This window comes from Pseudoalteromonas sp. TB41 (assembly GCF_000497975.1).
GTDB classification, from domain to species: domain Bacteria; phylum Pseudomonadota; class Gammaproteobacteria; order Enterobacterales; family Alteromonadaceae; genus Pseudoalteromonas; species Pseudoalteromonas tetraodonis.
In genome coordinates, this window is sequence record NZ_AUTH01000088.1 from 14,964 (window position 1) to 34,188 (window position 19,225).

General features: G+C 39.5%; 13 protein-coding genes. 7 read left to right on the forward strand and 6 right to left on the reverse strand.

All coding sequences use genetic code 11. The features are described 5' to 3' along the window. Positions 1 to 19 precede the first annotated feature (19 nt). Positions 20 to 508, forward strand: a complete 489-nt coding sequence (locus L641_RS0114970; protein ID WP_024602330.1) for a CinA family protein — start codon at positions 20 to 22, stop codon at positions 506 to 508. Between the two features lie 68 nt (positions 509 to 576). After that, entirely contained in the window at positions 577 to 1,620 is a 1,044-nt protein-coding gene (recA, locus tag L641_RS0114975) for a recombinase RecA (RefSeq protein WP_024602331.1), read from the forward strand. A 127-nt stretch (positions 1,621 to 1,747) separates the two neighbouring features. On the opposite strand, the gene L641_RS0114980 is transcribed toward recA, so the two are convergent. Continuing rightward, on the reverse strand, positions 1,748 to 3,868 hold the full coding sequence (locus tag L641_RS0114980) for a TonB-dependent siderophore receptor (RefSeq protein ID WP_029750396.1): 2,121 nt from the start codon (positions 3,866 to 3,868) through the stop codon (positions 1,748 to 1,750). Between the two features lie 202 nt (positions 3,869 to 4,070). Beyond that, positions 4,071 to 5,231, reverse strand: coding sequence for a DcaP family trimeric outer membrane transporter (locus L641_RS0114985; protein WP_024602333.1), 1,161 nt, complete (start codon positions 5,229 to 5,231; stop codon positions 4,071 to 4,073). Positions 5,232 to 5,648: 417 nt separating this feature from the next. Here L641_RS0114985 and acs point away from each other — a divergent pair, with 417 nt between their 5' ends. The 3 genes from acs (at position 5,649) to L641_RS0115000 (ending at position 10,094) form a co-directional block, all read left to right on the forward strand. After that, positions 5,649 to 7,589, forward strand: a complete 1,941-nt coding sequence (gene acs, locus L641_RS0114990) for an acetate--CoA ligase (protein ID WP_008464207.1) — start codon at positions 5,649 to 5,651, stop codon at positions 7,587 to 7,589. A 92-nt stretch (positions 7,590 to 7,681) separates the two neighbouring features. After that, the gene (locus L641_RS0114995) at positions 7,682 to 8,326 is read left to right on the forward strand and encodes a response regulator transcription factor (protein ID WP_029750397.1); all 645 of its coding nucleotides are present in this window, start codon (positions 7,682 to 7,684) and stop codon (positions 8,324 to 8,326) included. Positions 8,327 to 8,486: 160 nt separating this feature from the next. Beyond that, complete coding sequence (locus tag L641_RS0115000) at positions 8,487 to 10,094, forward strand: AbgT family transporter (RefSeq protein WP_024602334.1); 1,608 nt, start codon at positions 8,487 to 8,489, stop codon at positions 10,092 to 10,094. A gap of 534 nt (positions 10,095 to 10,628) precedes the next feature. On the opposite strand, the gene L641_RS0115010 is transcribed toward L641_RS0115000, so the two are convergent. After that, a complete protein-coding gene (locus tag L641_RS0115010) occupies positions 10,629 to 12,515 on the reverse strand; it encodes a hypothetical protein (RefSeq protein ID WP_024602335.1) in 1,887 nt (628 codons plus the stop codon). Between the two features lie 456 nt (positions 12,516 to 12,971). After that, the gene (gene purU, locus L641_RS0115015; protein WP_013465657.1) at positions 12,972 to 13,802 is read right to left on the reverse strand and encodes a formyltetrahydrofolate deformylase; all 831 of its coding nucleotides are present in this window, start codon (positions 13,800 to 13,802) and stop codon (positions 12,972 to 12,974) included. Between the two features lie 401 nt (positions 13,803 to 14,203). On the opposite strand from purU, the gene L641_RS0115020 reads away from it, so the two are divergent. Next, positions 14,204 to 15,871, forward strand: a complete 1,668-nt coding sequence (locus L641_RS0115020; protein ID WP_024602336.1) for a methyl-accepting chemotaxis protein — start codon at positions 14,204 to 14,206, stop codon at positions 15,869 to 15,871. 299 nt (positions 15,872 to 16,170) lie between these two features. Further along, positions 16,171 to 17,523: a magnesium transporter gene (locus L641_RS0115025; protein WP_013465655.1), complete on the forward strand. Its 1,353-nt coding sequence runs from the start codon at positions 16,171 to 16,173 to the stop codon at positions 17,521 to 17,523. A 124-nt stretch (positions 17,524 to 17,647) separates the two neighbouring features. Here the strand turns inward: L641_RS0115025 and L641_RS0115030 are convergent, their stop codons facing one another. Both L641_RS0115030 and L641_RS0115035 read right to left on the reverse strand, forming a co-directional pair. After that, positions 17,648 to 18,643 (reverse strand): GGDEF domain-containing protein, encoded by a 996-nt coding sequence (locus L641_RS0115030; protein WP_024602337.1) that lies wholly within the window; start codon positions 18,641 to 18,643, stop codon positions 17,648 to 17,650. Positions 18,644 to 18,824: 181 nt separating this feature from the next. Continuing rightward, positions 18,825 to 19,202 carry a DP-EP family protein gene (locus L641_RS0115035; protein ID WP_016899671.1) on the reverse strand — a complete coding sequence of 126 codons (378 nt, stop codon included), beginning with the start codon at positions 19,200 to 19,202 and terminating at the stop codon, positions 18,825 to 18,827. Positions 19,203 to 19,225: the final 23 nt, after the last annotated feature.

The following is a 19,225-nucleotide window of genomic DNA, read 5'->3' on the forward strand; positions in this document are numbered from 1 at the left end:
ATTTACCCAAAGGCTGAATATGGAATTACATCAAGAGATTAAGACACTTGCTGCGCAATTAGGCGCTATTTTAACGGATAAACGCTTATGGATCACTACCGCTGAATCATGTACTGGTGGTGGAGTGAGTTATTCGCTTACTGATACCCCCGGAAGCTCTGCATATATTGACCGCGCATTTGTCACTTATAGCAATAACGCAAAGCATGAATTACTCAATGTGAAGCGTGATACCCTCGAGGAATTTGGCGCGGTGAGCGAACAAACAGTCATTGAGATGGCAGCAGGTGCATGTAAGGCGGCTAATGCTGATATTGGCATTGCTATTTCAGGGATTGCAGGACCCGGTGGTGCCACTGAGGGCAAACCGGTAGGGCTTGTGTGGTTTGGCCTACAAATTAACGGTAAACACTGGACGTTTGAGCAAGTATTTGATGGAGATAGGGCGCAAGTTAGGCTGCAAGCTATTGTATTTTCATTGAAAAGTATAATAGAGAAGATAAAATAATAAAATTAGCTTGATACTGTGATTTTATACAGTATACTTGTCTGCATTAGCTGGATTTGGAGAATAAAATGAACGATAACAAACAAAAAGCATTGGACGCAGCTTTATCACAAATTGAACGTCAATTTGGTAAAGGCTCAATTATGAAATTGGGTGATAACAAGGCGTTAAACATTGACGCTGTATCAACAGGCTCGCTAGGTATTGATATTGCTTTAGGCATAGGCGGCTTACCAATGGGGCGTATTGTTGAAGTATATGGCCCAGAGTCATCAGGTAAAACAACGCTAACATTGCAAGTTATCGCTGAAGCTCAAAAAGAAGGTAAAACGTGTGCCTTTGTTGATGCTGAGCATGCTCTTGATCCAATTTATGCACAAAAACTAGGCGTTAACATTGATGAGTTACTGGTATCTCAACCAGATACGGGTGAGCAAGCACTGGAAATTTGTGACATGTTAGTGCGTTCAAGCGCGGTTGATGTGGTTATTGTCGATTCGGTTGCAGCATTAACGCCAAAAGCTGAAATTGAAGGCGACATGGGTGATTCACACATGGGCTTACAAGCACGTTTAATGTCACAAGCATTACGTAAGCTGACTGGTAACATTAAGCGCTCAAACACGCTATGTATTTTCATTAACCAAATCCGTATGAAAATTGGTGTAATGTTTGGTAACCCTGAAACAACAACCGGTGGTAACGCCCTGAAATTTTACGCCTCTGTACGTATTGATATTCGTCGTATTGGTTCGGTAAAAGAAGGCGACGAGGTTGTTGGTAATGAAACGCGCGTTAAAATTGTTAAAAACAAAGTTGCACCGCCGTTTAAACAAGCTGAATTTATCATTATGTATGGTGAAGGTATTTCTAAGCAGGGTGAGCTGATTGATTTAGGCGTTAAGCACAAACTTGTTGAAAAAGCAGGTGCTTGGTATAGCTACAATGGCAACAAAGTTGGCCAAGGTAAGTCTAATTCGATTAAGTTCCTTAAAGAAAACCCTGAAATTGCAGATGAAATTGAAGGTAAACTGCGTGAAATGCTATTGCTAAAAGCAACAGTTGAGCCAGAAGATGGCGAAGACATATTAGGTGATGAAGGCGACCTTTAAGCCAATTAGTTTTAAAAGCTTGATTTGACCCGAGCTTAAAAAAAGCGCTAACCAATTAGGTTAGCGCTTTTTTATTGCTTGCTATAAATTGACTTAAGCTCTGTTCATGAGAGCCCAGTACTCAGGTTTATAGCTGCCAGTTAACTGACAGTGAGTAGTTACGCGGTGCACCGTAGTAACCTTGAGCCCAATAGAGGCTGTTTATGTATTTTTCATCAGTGCCGTTATTAACATTGAAGGTAACACCGACGTTTTGAGTGATTTCGTAGGTGGCCATTAAATCTAGTAAGCCATAAGCACCTTGTTTTGTAGTAACCAATGCGTTGCCTGCTGGATCTTTTACTTGCACGCGGCTAATAGAGTCTTGCCAGCGGTAATTAGCACCTAAGGTTAAACCATCAATAAATGGCACTTGATAAGTGGCTGCCATTTTTAATTGGTTTTCTGGGGTGTAATCTTTAACGAGTTCATCACCATCAATACTTAAATTACTAAAGCTGATACTGGCACTTAAATCATCAGTTAAGCGACCGCTTAATTCAATTTCGAAACCATCACTGTTAATACCATCTGCAGCGTAATAACGCGTATCGCTTGGAAGGGAGCCCGGAAGTGCAACAGCAAGTCCATCTTGCTTAGCATCAAAATAGGCCAGTGTTACAAATACTTGCTCACCTAAAAGTTGTGCTTTTAAACCAACTTCAGCACTTTTACCAATAACAGGAGCCAGTTGTTCAGCGTTAATGTCTAACTCTTTTTGTGGTACAAACGTTTCTGTGTAGCTAGCGTAAGCTGATAATGACTCGGTAAAATCGTACACAGTACCAATATAAGGAATTAATTCTGAGTCATCACGGGTTTGCACTACATCATAAGCAGTACCTTTAGTTTCCCAGTCGGTATAGCGTACGCCAGCCAAAATGCTTAATGGTTCTGCTAGTTTTATACGAGTTGAAACATAGGCCGATCTTTGTGTATTTTGTACATCACTGCCGTTAGGTTTATCAACCAGTGTTGCTTCTGGTGCTATCCCATCCCAAGTCGCTAAATCAGGCATCGCAGGGAAACCATTTCCTGTGCTGTAGTCATAAAGAGATTGGTCATTAAAGTCCATGTTTGCTTGGCTAATGCCGAATGATAAGTCGTGCTCTAAAGAAAATAGCTCAAACTTACCGCTGGCATATAAATCAAACAAATCTTGGGTGTCTTTGTAATCATAACGACTCGCATAGCCGGTTAAACCTAAACCAGTATCTTTATCTGGGGTACCATATACATAAAATAACTCAGAATTTTGTTCATTTTTTATATGGGCATAACGGGCTTTAGCGACCCAGGTAGCCGATAAATTTTGCTCAAGTGTTACATAGATACGTTCAGCGCTATTATCCCAATACGACCAATCTGCAGCTGTACTAGTTGATTCATCATAGTTAGTGGGGGAGCCATCTGTGTAATAAAGCGGTAGCGCGCCCCATAGAGGGCTGTCGGCATCTTTTTGTTGGTTTACGTAGTTAATGTTCAGAAGTGTATCGTCGGTTAGCTTTCCTTCATAGGCAAGGTAGGCAATGGTTTTATCGGTTTCGTAGCGGTCTAGATATGACTCTTTATCTTGCTTAGTAAATACAGCACGGACAGCATGCTCGTCGTTAATCGGTGTGGAAACATCAATATCTACACGTTTGTTATTCCACGAACCATAAGAAGCCGATGCATGAACTTGTGTTGTGTAGGTTGGCTTTTTTAGCACCATATTAACAGTCGCTGATGGGTTACCTGCACCGGTCATCATGCCATTGGCACCACGTACAATTTCAACACGGTCGTAAATTGCAGTATCAAGTGTCCCTTGAATTGAACCAGAGGTTTGCGGAGTGCCTAAGCCATCGATTAAAAAGTTAGTTATTTCAAAACCACGGGCTTTAAAGTATGTACGATCGGTTTCTATTTGTTCTACTGTTACGCCTGGTGTGCTCTCTAGTACCGCATTAATATCATCAAGCGAAAAGTCATCCATTAACGCGCGTGAAACAACAGAAATTGATTGCGGAGTTTCTTTAATGGTTAAACCTAGCTTAGTCGCAGACTGTGCTTCTTCGGTAATATAGTTTTTATGATGTTGCCCATAAACAGCAATTTTTTCTAAAGGCAGGTTGTCTTGCGTGTCGTTTGCAACAGCATGCCCAGATAAAACCAGTGAAGTAAGTAGACTCAGTTTAAATGCAGAGTTTTTATGTTTGTACAGCATCATGTTTCCCATAAGATTAAATGTGGGTGGTAATTTAATCTAAATGAGAGTGATTTGCAATTGCGTTTACTGGGTATTTTACACGTCTTTAATATTTTTTAAGTAAAGCGCATGGATTTGGTTAACTTGAGCTCTGGTTAAAAACAAAAAAAGCGGCCGAAGCCGCTCAGGAAGTAAATCAGTATTTTAATTGGTTAGGAAATTAAAACGCATACTTTACAGAAAATTGTAAACGATCTAGGTCGCCATCTACACCACTTTCAAGCTCACGTTCTGCATGTTTTAATTCAGCACCAAAGGTTAAGCGTTTAACCGGTGAGTACAGAATATTTGCGCTGTAGCTTTGGCTTGATTCTGTCGGATCACCTGAGAATGAAAGTAAGTCTGTATTGTTATCTGCTGAGAAAAACGAATATAGGAATGTAGAGCGCCATTGGCTGTTCCACTTATGTTGATAAGCAATAAAACCTGATGTTGAATCAATCGCATCTAAATCATCACCATTAAGAACCGCCCCACGTGCTACGTTTAGACCCACATAACGACCTAGTCCTTTACCTTGGGTAAGCATAAATTTTAGATTGTCTTCACCAAGCTTCACCATACCCGATGCACTAACACCAAATGAGGTTTCATCGGCATCAACACCACCTACTTTGTAGGTCAGTTGACGAGCAAGGGCTGTTACTACAAAGTTACCCCAATCAGCATTATGGGTGTAGCGTGCGGTAAAGTCAGGTAATGAGGCATCATCAGTTACGGCCATGCCACCGCCGGCTGTAGTAATTGTGCTTTCTGGGTTCTCTAACGAGAATGACCATGCACCCGTAGTGTATTTAATTTGAGATTGACGAACAAACACCGTGCCTTCTGCAGGACCAACAAAATCAAGTGCTTCTGGTAATGCACCGACGTTTTGAAAGTTTGACCATGTTTGACCAAATAACCAGCCATCATATGAGATAAATGCATGGCGAATGCGCGGAGAGTATGAATTAGACACACGCTCGTTGCCGCCAGGAGCTGACAATAAAAAGTCTAGCTCTATTTTAGTTTTAACCGTTTTACCGTTATCTAATAAGGTAGCAGTTCCAAAATTAAAACGTGACTCACGAGCGTGCATATCAAATACGGCGTCTGAACTATTATCGTTACCAACGGTTAGTGTACTTGGCACATAAAAATCACGGCCAACACTGGTGCCCGCAGGAGCGCCTGCTGAGTAGTCACTCCACATTGCGTCGAGTTTAATGTATCCACCGTAGGTAAATTCTGTATCACCTATTTTTGCAGCATAAGCTGTGCTAGAAAGTGCACATAGTACAGCACTAGCTGCCAGTGTTTTAATTGGAGTAAATTTCATTGTTGCGTCCTTTTATAGGCTACTTGTTGTATGTTGTTTGCTTATGATATGTATTAATGTGTGTTACTTATATAGTACTAACAGATTGAATTTAATTATCTTTAATCTAATTTGTTAGTAAATACGAATTATTAATAAACAATCAAAGTTTTTAAATATTCAAGCTACTGTTGTATATGTACACAATTTACTCAATCAACTATTAGTCTATTAGACTAAGGTTTAATAATTATTGAGTGTTCATATACTTTTATTTAATAGTATGTTTTTTATGTAAATAGGGTGTAGCCATGAGGATTATAGATAAGATAATCGTTGTTTGAACTCAGATACAACTAATGTCTAATATTTAATAGTGCACTGCTGAGTAATCCTTGATGAAAAGCCTAAGGCAAGTAATATAAATTGGAGACTAATATGTCACAAAGTATCTATCCAGTTCCTGCGCACATTAAAAACGCAGCGCTCGTCGATAATGAAAAATATAATACGATGTATAAACAGTCTATTGAGGACCCTGAAGGGTTTTGGGCTGAGCACGGTAAGCGTCTTGACTGGTTTACTCCATATTCAAAAGTAAAAAACACTTCATTTGATAAAGGCCATATCAATATCAAATGGTATGAAGATGGCTACCTTAATGCCTCATATAACTGTATTGATCGTCACTTAAAAACAAAAGCAGATAAAGTAGCGTTAATTTGGGAAGGCGATGATCCCTCGCAAAGCGAAAATATTACCTACCAACAACTACATGATGAAGTTGCTAAATTTGCCAATGGCTTAAAAAAATTGGGTGTGAAAAAAGGTGACCGTGTTGCCATTTACATGCCAATGAGCCCACAAGCTATATATGCAATGCAGGCTTGTGCTCGTATAGGCGCAATTCATTCAGTTATTTTTGGTGGTTTTTCACCGTCAGCTATTGCGGATCGTATTAACGACTCGGGCGCTAAAGTGGTGATCACGTCAGATGAAGGCCGACGTGCAGGTAACTGTGTTCCGCTCAAAGCCAATGTAGATGAAGCCGTATTACAAGATTCAGTCACCACTGTTGAACATGTAGTGGTACATAAACTAACGTCAGGCGATGTTGATTGGCACGACCATGATATTTGGTGGCATGACTTAGTTGCAGATCAAGCGCCAGAGTGCGAACCTGAACACATGAATGCTGAAGACCCATTGTTTATTCTGTATACCTCGGGTTCTACGGGTCAGCCTAAAGGTGTGGTTCATACCACCGGTGGCTATTTAGTCTATTCATCTATGACCCACGAATACATTTTTGATTTAAAAGACGATGATATTTTTTGGTGTAGTGCTGATGTTGGCTGGATCACAGGTCACAGTTATATTGCTTATGGACCGCTCGTTAATGGGTGTACACAAGTCGTATTTGAAGGCGTACCAACTTACCCAACTGCTGGTCGTATGGGTGAAGTGGTTGATAAACATAACGTGACAATTTTATACACAGCACCTACTGCCATTCGTGCATTAATGGCCAAAGGCGAAGAGCCGATTGCCAGCTCACATCGCGACAGCTTGCGCATTTTAGGTTCTGTGGGTGAGCCAATCAACCCAGAAGCATGGACCTGGTACTATGAAAAAATTGGTAAATCTAATTGTCCAATTGTAGATACTTGGTGGCAAACTGAAACCGGTGGCATCATGATTGCGCCATTACCAGGTGCAACCGATATGAAACCTGGCTCTGCAACTCGTCCATTCTTTGGTATTGCACCGGCGTTATTTGATGCTGAAGGCAATACATTAGAAGGTGCGGTTGACGGTAACCTTGTGATTTTAGATAGCTGGCCTTCACAAGCACGAACTGTGTATGGCGACCATGAGCGCTTTGAACAAACCTACTTTAGCGCTTATCCTGGTGTGTACTTTACTGGTGACGGTTGTCGTCGCGATGAAGACGGTGATTATTGGATCACAGGACGCGTTGATGACGTACTTAATGTGTCTGGGCACCGTTTAGGTACTGCTGAAATTGAAAGCGCATTAGTTGCTCATGAAGCTGTAGCTGAAGCGGCAGTGGTAGGTTACCCACATGATATTAAAGGCCAAGGTATTTACGTTTACATAACTCCTAATGAAGGCGTTACTGTGAGTGATGAGCTGACCAAAGAGATCCGTAATTGGGTACGTAAAGAGCTAAGCCCAATAGCATCACCCGATATGATTCAATGGTCGCCAGGTTTACCAAAAACACGTTCTGGCAAAATTATGCGTCGTATTTTACGTAAAATCGCGGCAAATGAGTACCAACAGCTTGGTGATACCTCAACACTTGCTGATCCGTCAGTGGTTGATGAGCTAGTAGAAAATCGATTAAATCGTTAATTTCGCGTTAAAAGCTTGATTAGAAGTTGATTCTAAACGTAGTATATCGGCTGTTGTCTATTGGACAGCAGCCGAATTTTTGGGAGTGAACAATGAGTCAGTTTTTAATAGCGGACGATCATCCGTTATTTCGTGAAGCACTAAAGGGCGCTTTGAGTGCAAAGTTTGCAGGTTTAGAAGTATTTGAATCAGCGGATTTTGATAGCACATTGCAGGTGTTAAGCGAACAAGAAGATCTTGATATATTACTACTAGATTTACACATGCCAGGTAACGGTGACTTATACGGCTTGATCCGTATACGTGAAGATTACCCAAGCCTACCTATTGCGGTTGTGTCGGGTAGTGAAGATGTAAATATTGTTTCGAAAGTTATGGGTTATGGCGCTATGGGGTTTATTCCCAAATCATCTTCATCGGATGATATTGCTAATGCAATAAACCAAATACTTGAAGGCGACACTTGGCTGCCAACTGAACTAAAAAGTAAGGTAGCTGAAATAGAAGGCGAAGATAGGGAAATTGCCGCACAAGTTGCATCACTTACTCCACAGCAATACCGTGTATTGCAATATTTGCACGAAGGCCTACTGAATAAACAAATAGCTTACGAACTGCATATTTCAGAAGCGACCGTCAAAGCACACATTACTGCCATATTTAGAAAACTCGGTGTTTATAACCGAACTCAAGCTGTTTTAATTGCCGCAAAATTACAACTAGAACCCATAGAGTAAGTTTAAACAGGTTAAATTAGAGGCGAGAGCCTCTTTTTTGCAACTCAAGCACGCGAAACCATTCAGTTACTATGACATAACAAGTCATTCATCTTTATTACATGACCTGCTGGGTAAATAATGCTAGGTTACGGGCATTTTGTAATTAAGAGAGCATGGTATGTCAGACTCAATAGACTCACCAAACACATCCCAAGATGAAAATCAGGTCGCAAAGAACGGCTGGTTTAATCGATTTTTAGCCACTGTAGAATTTTTAGGGAACATGCTTCCCCACCCAATTACGTTATTTGCATTGTTTTGTATTGCCATTATTTTATTTAGTGGCGTTGCTGATTGGTTTGGACTCAGTGCTATCGATCCACGGCCTGAGGGCTCTGCTGGGCGCGATCCAGATGGTGTTATTGAAGTAGTAAGCTTACTCAGTGCAGAAGGCTTACAGCGTATTGTAACTGGGCTGGTGACTAACTTTACTAGCTTTGCGCCATTAGGGACGGTATTAGTTGCGCTATTAGGTGTGAGTGTAGCTGAGCATTCAGGGCTATTGTCTGCCGCTATGCGTGGCATGGTAATGGGGGCATCAAAACGCTTAGTGACCTTTATGGTGGTGTTTGCCGCTATATTATCCAATACAGCTTCTGAGCTTGGCTATGTGGTATTGATTCCGCTAGCGGCAATGATATTTCATAGCTTAGGTCGTCATCCGCTTGCCGGTCTTGCTGCAGCATTTGCTGGGGTATCTGGCGGTTACAGTGCTAATTTATTATTGGGTACTATCGATCCGTTACTAGCCGGTATTACCACACCAGCTGCACAAATGATTGACCCAACTTACCAAGTAGGCGCAGAAGCAAACTGGTATTTCATGATGATATCGGTATTTTTAATTGCCATATTAGGCACGCTAGTTACTGAGAAAATTGTAGAGCCACGTTTAGGTAAATATAACCCAGACGAAGCCAGTGAAGATTTAGCTCAAAACAACATTGCCGGTTTAACTGACAAAGAAAAGTCGGGCTTAAAATGGGCTGGATTCTCATTACTTGTTGTTTCATTACTACTCGCGTGGACGGTTGTACCCGCAGACGGTATTTTACGTAACCCAGAAACAGGCCTAGTTGCTCACTCGCCGTTTTTAAAAGGGATTGTGGTTTTTATTTTTGTCACCTTTGGTATTCCAGGTTTTGTGTATGGCCGCGTTGTTGGCACCATGAAAAATGATAAAGACGTGATTAACGCCATGAGCAAAAGTATGAGCTCTATGGGAATGTACATTGTATTAGTCTTTTTTGCTGCGCAGTTTGTGGCATTTTTTAAGTGGACTAACTTAGGTACTATTTTAGCCATTAATGGCGCTGCATTATTACAGGCACTTAGCCTAACGGGGCCGGAAGTATTTGTGTTGTTTATTTTAATGTGTGCTTTAGTGAACTTAACGCTAGGCTCATCGTCAGCGCAGTGGGCAGTAACAGCCCCTATTTTTGTTCCTATGCTGATGCTTATAGGTTATGCCCCCGAGACAATTCAAGCAGCTTATCGTATTGGTGATTCGGTAACTAACTTAATTACCCCCATGATGAGTTACTTTGGTTTAATCCTCGCGGTTGCTACTAAATACAAAAAAGACATGGGAATAGGTACTTTGGTAGCCACTATGTTGCCATACAGCTTAATCTTCTTTGTTGGCTGGGTGGTACTGTTTTACTTATGGGTATTTGTTTTAGGTATGCCAGTAGGCCCTGGGGCACCAACGTATTACACACCCTAGTTAAGTAAGGTTTATTATTTACTTATAAAAATGCCAGCTTATTAGCTGGCATTTTTAATAGCTATGTAAAGCTAATTATGAAAATACGACGGTTTTATTGTCATTAATAAACAGCTAGAGTATTACCAAATTGGTTTAATAACATGCCGCCTAAACAAAGGCTTCTTTTGGAGCTAATAATACAACTTTGGTTTTTTCTTCGCCGTGCAGTACCACTTTTGCAATCCTTCGCAAAGTTATAATAAAAAATCGCTGCGGGATTAGCCTGTGAGTTCTGCTCTCATTAAAAGCGTTGTGCATCTTTATCAACAAGGCCTAATAATATCTAAATTATGCTGATTACAGAGTTTGGTAATTTTGGCTAAGCCTAATATCGTTTGCGTATTAGTTGGTTAGTGTATTACTTATTTTCCTCATTCCCTCCCTGTCTTTACTGCGCTTGCTGGGGGGAATCACATTTATATCAAAGTGTAGAGAGGGGGATTTTAGTTTGGAAAGATGCCACCTAGTAATAAGGTGGCATATATAGATAAGCTAGTTTTTTGGCTCAGACGCTAAATCGTCTTCCTGACGTAAAAAACCAGCGGCTTCCTCATCATCTTTGGTTAAAGCTGGCTGCATAGGCATAGCCCGTGTTTGCTGGTTTAACTGGTGCAGTTGAGATGCATTGCCTAAATCGCGTTCGCTAGTGATAGAGGCAATTGATTCTCGATCTTTCAAAAATGCAATTACATCTTTTTTGATTGCTTGTAATTGACCTTCATCTTTATGCATTTCCATAATATGTCGAGGATGCTCGAGGTTTTTCATGCCTGTAGCTGCAAAGGTTGTAGAAACAATGCGCGAAACAATCACCCAAGGCGTTATGCTGCTACGTACCAAGGTATTTTCCGAGCGTGTGCTATCATGAATACCGGTGCCCGTTGATATTTTTGACTCAGTAAATGTGCCCTCGCACTTGAAGTACACGAGTAAAGATTCAAATTGCATTTCAGCAAAAAATAAATGGGCACTATTGCTCAGCAGCTGAGCAAATGCTTTAACTAATATGCCGATAAGCAATAAATGAACACTTGCCATTAACAGCTCGCTAAACTCAATAATATTTTTATTATTAAAGGCTTGTTCAATACTATTTATATTAGCAGCGTCAATATAGTGGTAAATATTAACAAAAGAGTAAGCAAGCAACACAGTAAAGGTAAGCGCTACAATGTAGAGTAAGTTACCACTAATTAACGCAACTAAACGAGAAAGGTTAAAGTGCTTACCTAAATCCATTGTGTGTAGTTTAGGCTGAATCTCTTGAATCATTTCGCCTTTAAACCCGCCTTTTCCTTCAATTTGCTCTTGTAGTTTAGGATCTAGCTCACGATAAACCCTATTAGGTACTTCTTTATAACGGCGATTAGCCATTACTAAGTTATCAAGATTTATAAAAATTTCATCTGGATGAACAGACTCTTGCCAGTTTTCACGTAGTTCTGATACTTCAGCGCTTGGTGTCACTTCGTTTAAACGCGCTTTAATCATCACAAAAACAAGTGCACAACTAAGTGCAGCTAAAATAATAATGGCAGTTAAATAGAGGCCCGCGTTAAGGTTGGGTAATTGCTCAAGCCAATTGTCTATTTGTTGTTTGCTTATGCGCTGTTCCTGCATTATCCACGACATAGACAGGCCTATAGCAATGGGCAATATAAAGGATAAAGAAATGATTTTAGCAAGAGCACCAGTACCTAAGGCTTCAATATTCTTCTCTGCATTACGTGAAATAGGTTTGCCAGAAGAGCGCCAAGAAAACAGCACATAAAACATTAATATGGCACTATATATTGGAAAAGCTAGTTCGCCAGCTTCACCGGTAAAACCAGACAGTGACACAAAGGCGACCAATGCGTAAGCGATAAGAGCAACCAGTGTGCTTATCCATGAGCCAAATAAACGTTGGGCAACATTGCGTATTGGGTAGGGTAAAAATAATAGTTTTGGTACTAAACTATGTAGCAAACGCGATAAAAAGCCATTCGGTTCTTTAAAAGTACTGTTTTTGCGACCAACAAGCATTTCTTCTAATGTTTGCGCAGTGTAGGCTACTTCGTTTTTTTCTTCTTGTGCAGTTGAGGTTTGTGACTTACTAAAATTAAACGCCAACGATGTCGGGTGGTTTCTACCTACGAAGTACTTAAGCGTTGCATAAATACCACCCGATAAAGTCCGAATTCCTAGGGCGAGTATTAACATGCCAAATATCATTAAGATCCAACCTGCTGTTGCATCTTCTTTTACAGAGCTAGACGCGATAACAAGCAAGCTGATGCCAACAACAGATTCAATAAGCCCTCTTATTGCTTTTACTTTACCTTCCAGTTTGAAAGGGTTTTTTAGTCCAAGATCTATTGATCCGTAATCAAAAGCCATCAAATGCTCCTTATAAATAGTAAACCTTAAAAAGGGAATATCAGCATAGCTAAAATAATGCATGCATTAAGACATTATTGCTTAATTTCTGATTATATATCAATAAAATTGTTCAGCTTAAGGTTACTTGAATATGATAAGTTAAATCTCTTAAAAGTTGTTATTGCTTAAAAGGGAGTGTAGTAAATAACCTGATATTTCAGCTAATCCATAAAGTGAATGGTTTGACCAAGAGGGAAATTGCATATTTTGGCCGTGAAGGTTGATAGTAAAGGCCGAGAAAAATAATGATATAAGTCTAACAAAAGTCGCTATTTTCGGTTCTAATAGAAAACAGCTGATACGTAAATTTACTTTGTTTTAATAAAGTCTCTTAACCAGTGTTTAGGTTAAGTTATATTGAATAAACAAATGCCAGCTTATTAGCTGGCATTTTTAATAGCTATGTAAAGCTAATTATGAAAACACCACTGTTTTATTGCCATTAATAAATAGCTTATGTTCTGATGCTAGTTGCAATGCTTTACAAAACACTGTTTTTTCCACGTCTTTACCCATTTTAGCCATCATTTCAGCCGTATTAGCATGAGTTACACTCGATACGTCTTGTAAAATAATAGGGCCTTCATCTAGCTCATTATTTACAAAGTGAGCCGTGGCACCAATAATTTTTACACCGCGCTCAAACGCCTGATGATACGGTTTAGCACCAATAAAAGCCGGTAAAAATGAGTGATGAATATTGATGATTTTACCCTCAAATCGACCAACAAACTCAGGGCTTAAAATACGCATGTATTTAGCTAACCCAATAATGTCAGGGTTATAGCTGGCAATTAAGTCACCGACTTTTTCGTCGTGCTCACTGCGCGTAAGTCCTTCATGAGAAACCACATGAAAAGGAATATCAAATCCCTTAACCAAAGGCTCTAATGTAGGATAATTGGCAATCACGGCAAGTATCTCTATGTTTAGGGTTTGTTCAAATTGTTTTAACAACATGCCGCCTAAACAGTGGGCTTCTTTTGTGGCTAATAAAACAACTTTGGTCTTTTCTTCACCGTGTAGCGCCACTTTTGCACCTGCGGGTAATACTTCGCGCAGCTGTGCTAAAAACTCAGTGTGGGGTTCGCCAGTGAGTTCAGTGCGCATAAAAAAGCGCTGTGCATCTTTATCTACAAACTCGTTATTACGAATAATGTTTAAGTTATGTCTGTGACACAGTCCGGTAATTTTGGCGATTAAGCCAATATCATCGGCGCATTGGGTGGTTAGTATGTAACTCATTTTCCTCATTCTTACCCAGTAGTTAGTTGCTTCATTATTTGCGTTTTAACTCAGAAAGCAAGACCTTTGTGTGATGCCCAATATTTAATTTCATTAAAGCTAAAATAGCGTTAGTCAGGTTAATTTAGCTTTAAGGAAGTTTAACAAGCTGTGTACTGGCTATTTGAAAGGCTAAATTGGTTTTGGTTCTTTATTACTGCTTATATACTATCGTCTAGTTATAAAGTGTTTTTTAGTGTGTTTTACTATTGTAAGAGTGTATTAGATTGCTAAACGATCTCGTTTGTGCTTAATTTGTATACAGGTATGCGTTGTATAGTAATGCAAACAATGAAATTTTTTAGCTAACGGGCTACAAAATAAAAAGAGCTTGATGGCTTGTAATGTTAATTGGAGAAATAATGGGTAATTTAAGCTTAAAAAACAAATTGCTACTGTTGGCTGTTTTACCATTAATTGTATTGCTAATCAGTTTTATGGCGGGTTCATATTATTTAGAGAAGCAAAATCAGCAGCAATACTTTAATGAATTCAAAACCAAACTAATAGCAGATAAACAAACGCTGCTAAAAACAGAAATTGAAATTGGTTCTCAAATAGTGCAATACCAATTAGCACAAGGTAATGAACAAGACGCAAAAAATGCGCTAAGGGATTTAAAATTTGGCGAAGATGGCTATTATTTTATTTACGATACCGATGGCGTGAGTGTTTTTCATGCATTGTTAGGCGATGCAATTGAAGGGCAAAATAAAATAGACATGACCGACCCAAACGGTAAAAAAATAGTGGTTGGTTTACTAGAGCAAGCTCGTAAAGGGGGTGGGTCTTTTACCTATCACTTTCAAAAACCCAACACGACGGGTTTGATTGAAAAAATAGGGTATGCAGCCATGATCCCAGGTACTAACTGGATGATTGGTACGGGTACTTATATGGATGACATTGAGGCTGAACTAGTTAAATACCAAGCAACCATGGCTGAGCATTTAACTGAAAAAATGACCACCTTATTTTTAATATCACTTCTGCTACTTGGTTTAGCAGCCGTGGGTGCCTTATATGCAGCGAGTAATATGGTTAAACCAATACATCGAATGGTACAAAGTTTAGATGACATAGCCAAAGGTGAAGGTGATTTAACCAGAAGATTAGTGATTGACACCCATGATGAAATTGGTCAACTAGGTGAATCGTTTAATCTGTTTGTTAGTAAGCTGCATAGTATTATTTCGGGCGTGGTCGATGTGACGAGCGATGTTAAAACGGCCTCATCAGATATCAATACGCAAACCTTATTAATTGAAGATAAATTATTGAAACATAACCATGAAACTGAACTAGTAGTCACCGCTATTACTGAAATGTCAGCAACCTCGCATGAAGTGGCACAAAATACCACACAAGTTGCGGTATCAACGCAGGCAGCAACAAAAGAAGTGGCCAATGCGCAAGATTGTGTGGATGTTTCACTCAGTGAAGTTTCAAACTTAATGGGCGAAATTAACCAAGCCGCTGAGCAAGTAAACTCGTTAAGTGAACAGTCTAAAAAGATTAATAGCGTGTTGAGTGTTATTGGGGGTATTGCTGAGCAAACGAACTTACTGGCATTAAACGCCGCTATTGAGGCTGCACGAGCGGGTGAGCAAGGTCGTGGTTTTGCCGTTGTAGCTGATGAAGTAAGAAGCTTAGCAAGCCGTACTCAAGATAGCACATTAGAAATTAATGAAATGCTTAGCGAATTACATAACTTAGTCACTGCGGCTGTAGGAGCCATGCAAGCGAGTCAACAAAGCTGTAACCGCTCTGTAGAGTCTTCACGCGCTATATCTGAAAGTTTAGGTGCGGTTACTACATCGGTAACAACAATTAACGATATGAGTACACAAATTGCCACCGCAGCTACTGAGCAAAGTAGCGTTACAGAAGAGATAAACCGTAACGTGTATGCAATTCAAGAAATTGTGAATGAATTAACGCAATCGAGTAAAACGACTTCTTCGGTAAGTCAGCACTTAGCGGGACGAGGTCAAAACTTAGGTGATTTAGTTGGTCAGTTTAAAATATAAATAACACTTAGCTATTAATTGCTTTTGGAAGCCGTGACTTATTTAGTTACGGCTTTTTTTTGCTTTATTTTTAGCTAAAGCGCAATAGTTTATAGCCTGCTACATCCATAAATATTTAACAGCACAGCGATTTTTTAATATTTTTATTAGCGACTAATGTACACTATAAGGGTCTGTTGACCTTTTTGGATTGAAACATGTTCAACCTCGAAAGATAAACAGATCCTAGCTAATCTCATTAATAAGTACTTACTTATTACAGTAAATTTATAGTGAAACGACTATTTTAGGGTTTTTAAATGATAGAGTATCCGGTTGATCAGTTACCACAACTCATAAATGACTTATTGCAGTGTGATACCACTGAGCGCAAAAATAAATTACTTATAGATGCTCAGCAAACTTTATCAACTGAGCACTTATCTTTATTGTTTGAGGCGATCCCTAAAGAGCAGCGTCTTGAAATTTGGCATTTATTAGATGAAGACACGCAGCACGAAATTTTTGTTAATTTAAGTGAAGATAGCTGTTTATGGTTACTACAAACACTAGATGACAGTGCCGGATTTAAATTATTAGACGAAGTAAATGTTGAAGAGCTACTTGAGTTAGAAGAAGTTATTCCACAACGTTTTATTGATTACGCTAAAAAACAACTCGATGAAGCACAAACTAAGCAATACGAACTGGCTCAGCAATATACACCAGAGCAATTAGGTCACTGGATTGGGTTTGATTTTTTAAAGGTGTCAGACAAACTCACTGCGGGTGGCGCTAAAAAGCTGCTACACAAAGGCTTACCGCAATACAGCGAAGTTATTTATTTGGTGAGCCGTAAAGGTAGCTTAATCGGTGAAGTTGCGGTTAATGATCTGATAAAAGCGCATGATAACGAGAGTTTAATGACGTTAGCTAATCATGACTTTACCTCATTGCACGCAGACCATGATTTATATGAAGCCGCTGAAGTGGTTATTCATAGCGAGAAAATGGCCATGCCAGTGGTTAATGCCGATAACAAATTAATAGGGCGTTTAACCATTGCATCAGCTTATGAATTACGTCAAGAAATAGCCGACGAAGCCACAGCAAAGGCCGGTGGTTTACGAGAAGACGAGGACTTATTTGCCAGTGTTCGTAAAAGTGCTAAAAACCGTGGTATTTGGTTAGGTATCAACTTAGCAACGGCATTTTTAGCCTCGTGGTTTATCGGTTTGTTTGGCGCAACTATAGAGCAAGTGGTTGCACTTGCGGTATTAATGCCTGTAGTGGCGTCAATGGGCGGTATTGCCGGTAGCCAAACCTTAACGGTTATTGTACGAGGACTGGCTCTGGGTCAGGTTACTGACTCAAACCGAAACGCATTACTTAAAAAAGAGTTGCGAGTAGGGGCGGTAAATGGCTTGGTGTGGGCATTAGTGATTGGTTTGCTAACCTTTGTATGGTTTAACGATATTATGCTCAGTATAACCATTACTGTGGCAATATTACTTAACTTAGTGGCAGCATCGTTGGCGGGCGTAGTGATCCCCTCTATTTTAGATAAAATGAAAATTGACCCTGCGTTGTCGGGTTCAGTGATTTTAACCACAGTCACTGATATTGTCGGCTTTGTGACCTTTTTAGGGTTAGGTAGTTTGTTATTACTGTAATTTTTATATAAAGATTAATCTCTTATCTACAGCATTTAAAATTAATCTAAACGCCAGTAAAGTAACTCAATTTAGTGGCTTTTAGGGTAGATATAGCGCCATGGAATGGCCTTTAATTTAAACTTTAAACAACAGTACTTATTTTATTTCTACCTTCGGTTTTTGCGCGGTACAAAGCCGTGTCTGCGGCGTACAACAGCGCCTCGTAGGTACGGTATTGACTATTGTGCTCACAGGCAATCCCTTGGCTCACACTAACTTTAACCTCTGGTGGCAGGCCTATATCTGTAAATGTCATCGCATTAATTTGTTGTTGTACATGCTTGGCAACAATCGTTGCACTTTTTATATCGCAACGCGGTAAAATAATAGCAAACTCCTCACCGCCATATCTCGCTGCCAAACACTCTCTTGACGGGATACAATGCAAAAGCATTTTTGCAATTTTTTGTAAGCATTTATCACCTTTAATATGCCCATAGGTGTCGTTGAATTTTTTAAAGTGATCTACATCAATCAATATGCTGGTTAGAGGTTGTTGGCTTTGAATACTTTCTTGCCAGTATTTTTTTAGTGACTCATCTAAAGCTAAACGATTAGCGAGCCCAGTTAAGTGATCGGTTGAAGCTTGTATTTTTAAACGGTTGTACATCGCTTTATGCGTACTGAGATCATGAAGTATGCAAACGTATAATTTTTGCGCCGATGCAATACTTTTTGGCATACTAGATATTGATAAGTCTGCTTCAATAATATCACCATTCGCTTTATTTATTTTTATTTCATTTGGGCCAAAGCTAAGGGAAGTATCTTTAATGTCTATCCAATTTAATAACGTCTGTTTATATTTATCAAGGTCTGCACCGTGTAAAAACGACAGTAAATTTTCGCCTATTAGAGATTGCTGAGAGTAACCTAATAGCTGTGCTGCTTTTGGGTTTGCAAACTCAAAACCACCGTGCTCATTAAGTACAAAAATGCCTTCGGCGGTGCCGTTAAATAATTCAATTAAAGCGCCAAATTGGGTATGAGAAAAAGGACTCGATAAAGCGCAATCGAAGGGGAGTGCTTTATCGTTTTTAACCGCTGGAGTCTCTTTTTTATTAATTTGTTTAGACACGTTTTAGCCTTAGCATGATACAGACGTTTTTGATGTCTACAAATTTACATAAAAAAGTGCAATTAAACCTTTCGGTAATCTTCTGCTTTTAAGTTTTTGATTAATAGTATTTTTTATTATGCACAGGCGTTAAAGGCCTGTGCAATTTGGAAAACAAAAATTAAATATTAAGCGTTGTTTATTAATTTTTGTCTTTATTTTCAATTTGTGGGTCGGCGCTTTCATAGGCTTTACCATTGCACTCAACATTAAATATTAAACACACAGTGCCATTATTTTCATCTGTGTCTGTGATGGTGATTGATTGGCCATCATCATTGATTTCTGATTTAAAATCACCAGCACAGTCGCCTTCTTTATCAGTGATAGTGGCTCCGGTGAATAAAAAACCTTTAGCAAGTGTTGCTTCATTTAAGCTATAAATACCTGCGGTTTCAGTTCTGACAACGCCACCGCCAGAGACTTCTTTGTTATCTTTAAAGTATGTAAAATTGGCGTTGTCGTTACTGTCTAATTCAATATTTACAGTAAAGTTAATTTGTTCTTGAGAGCTATCCATATTATTTCCTTTTGTATTCGTGG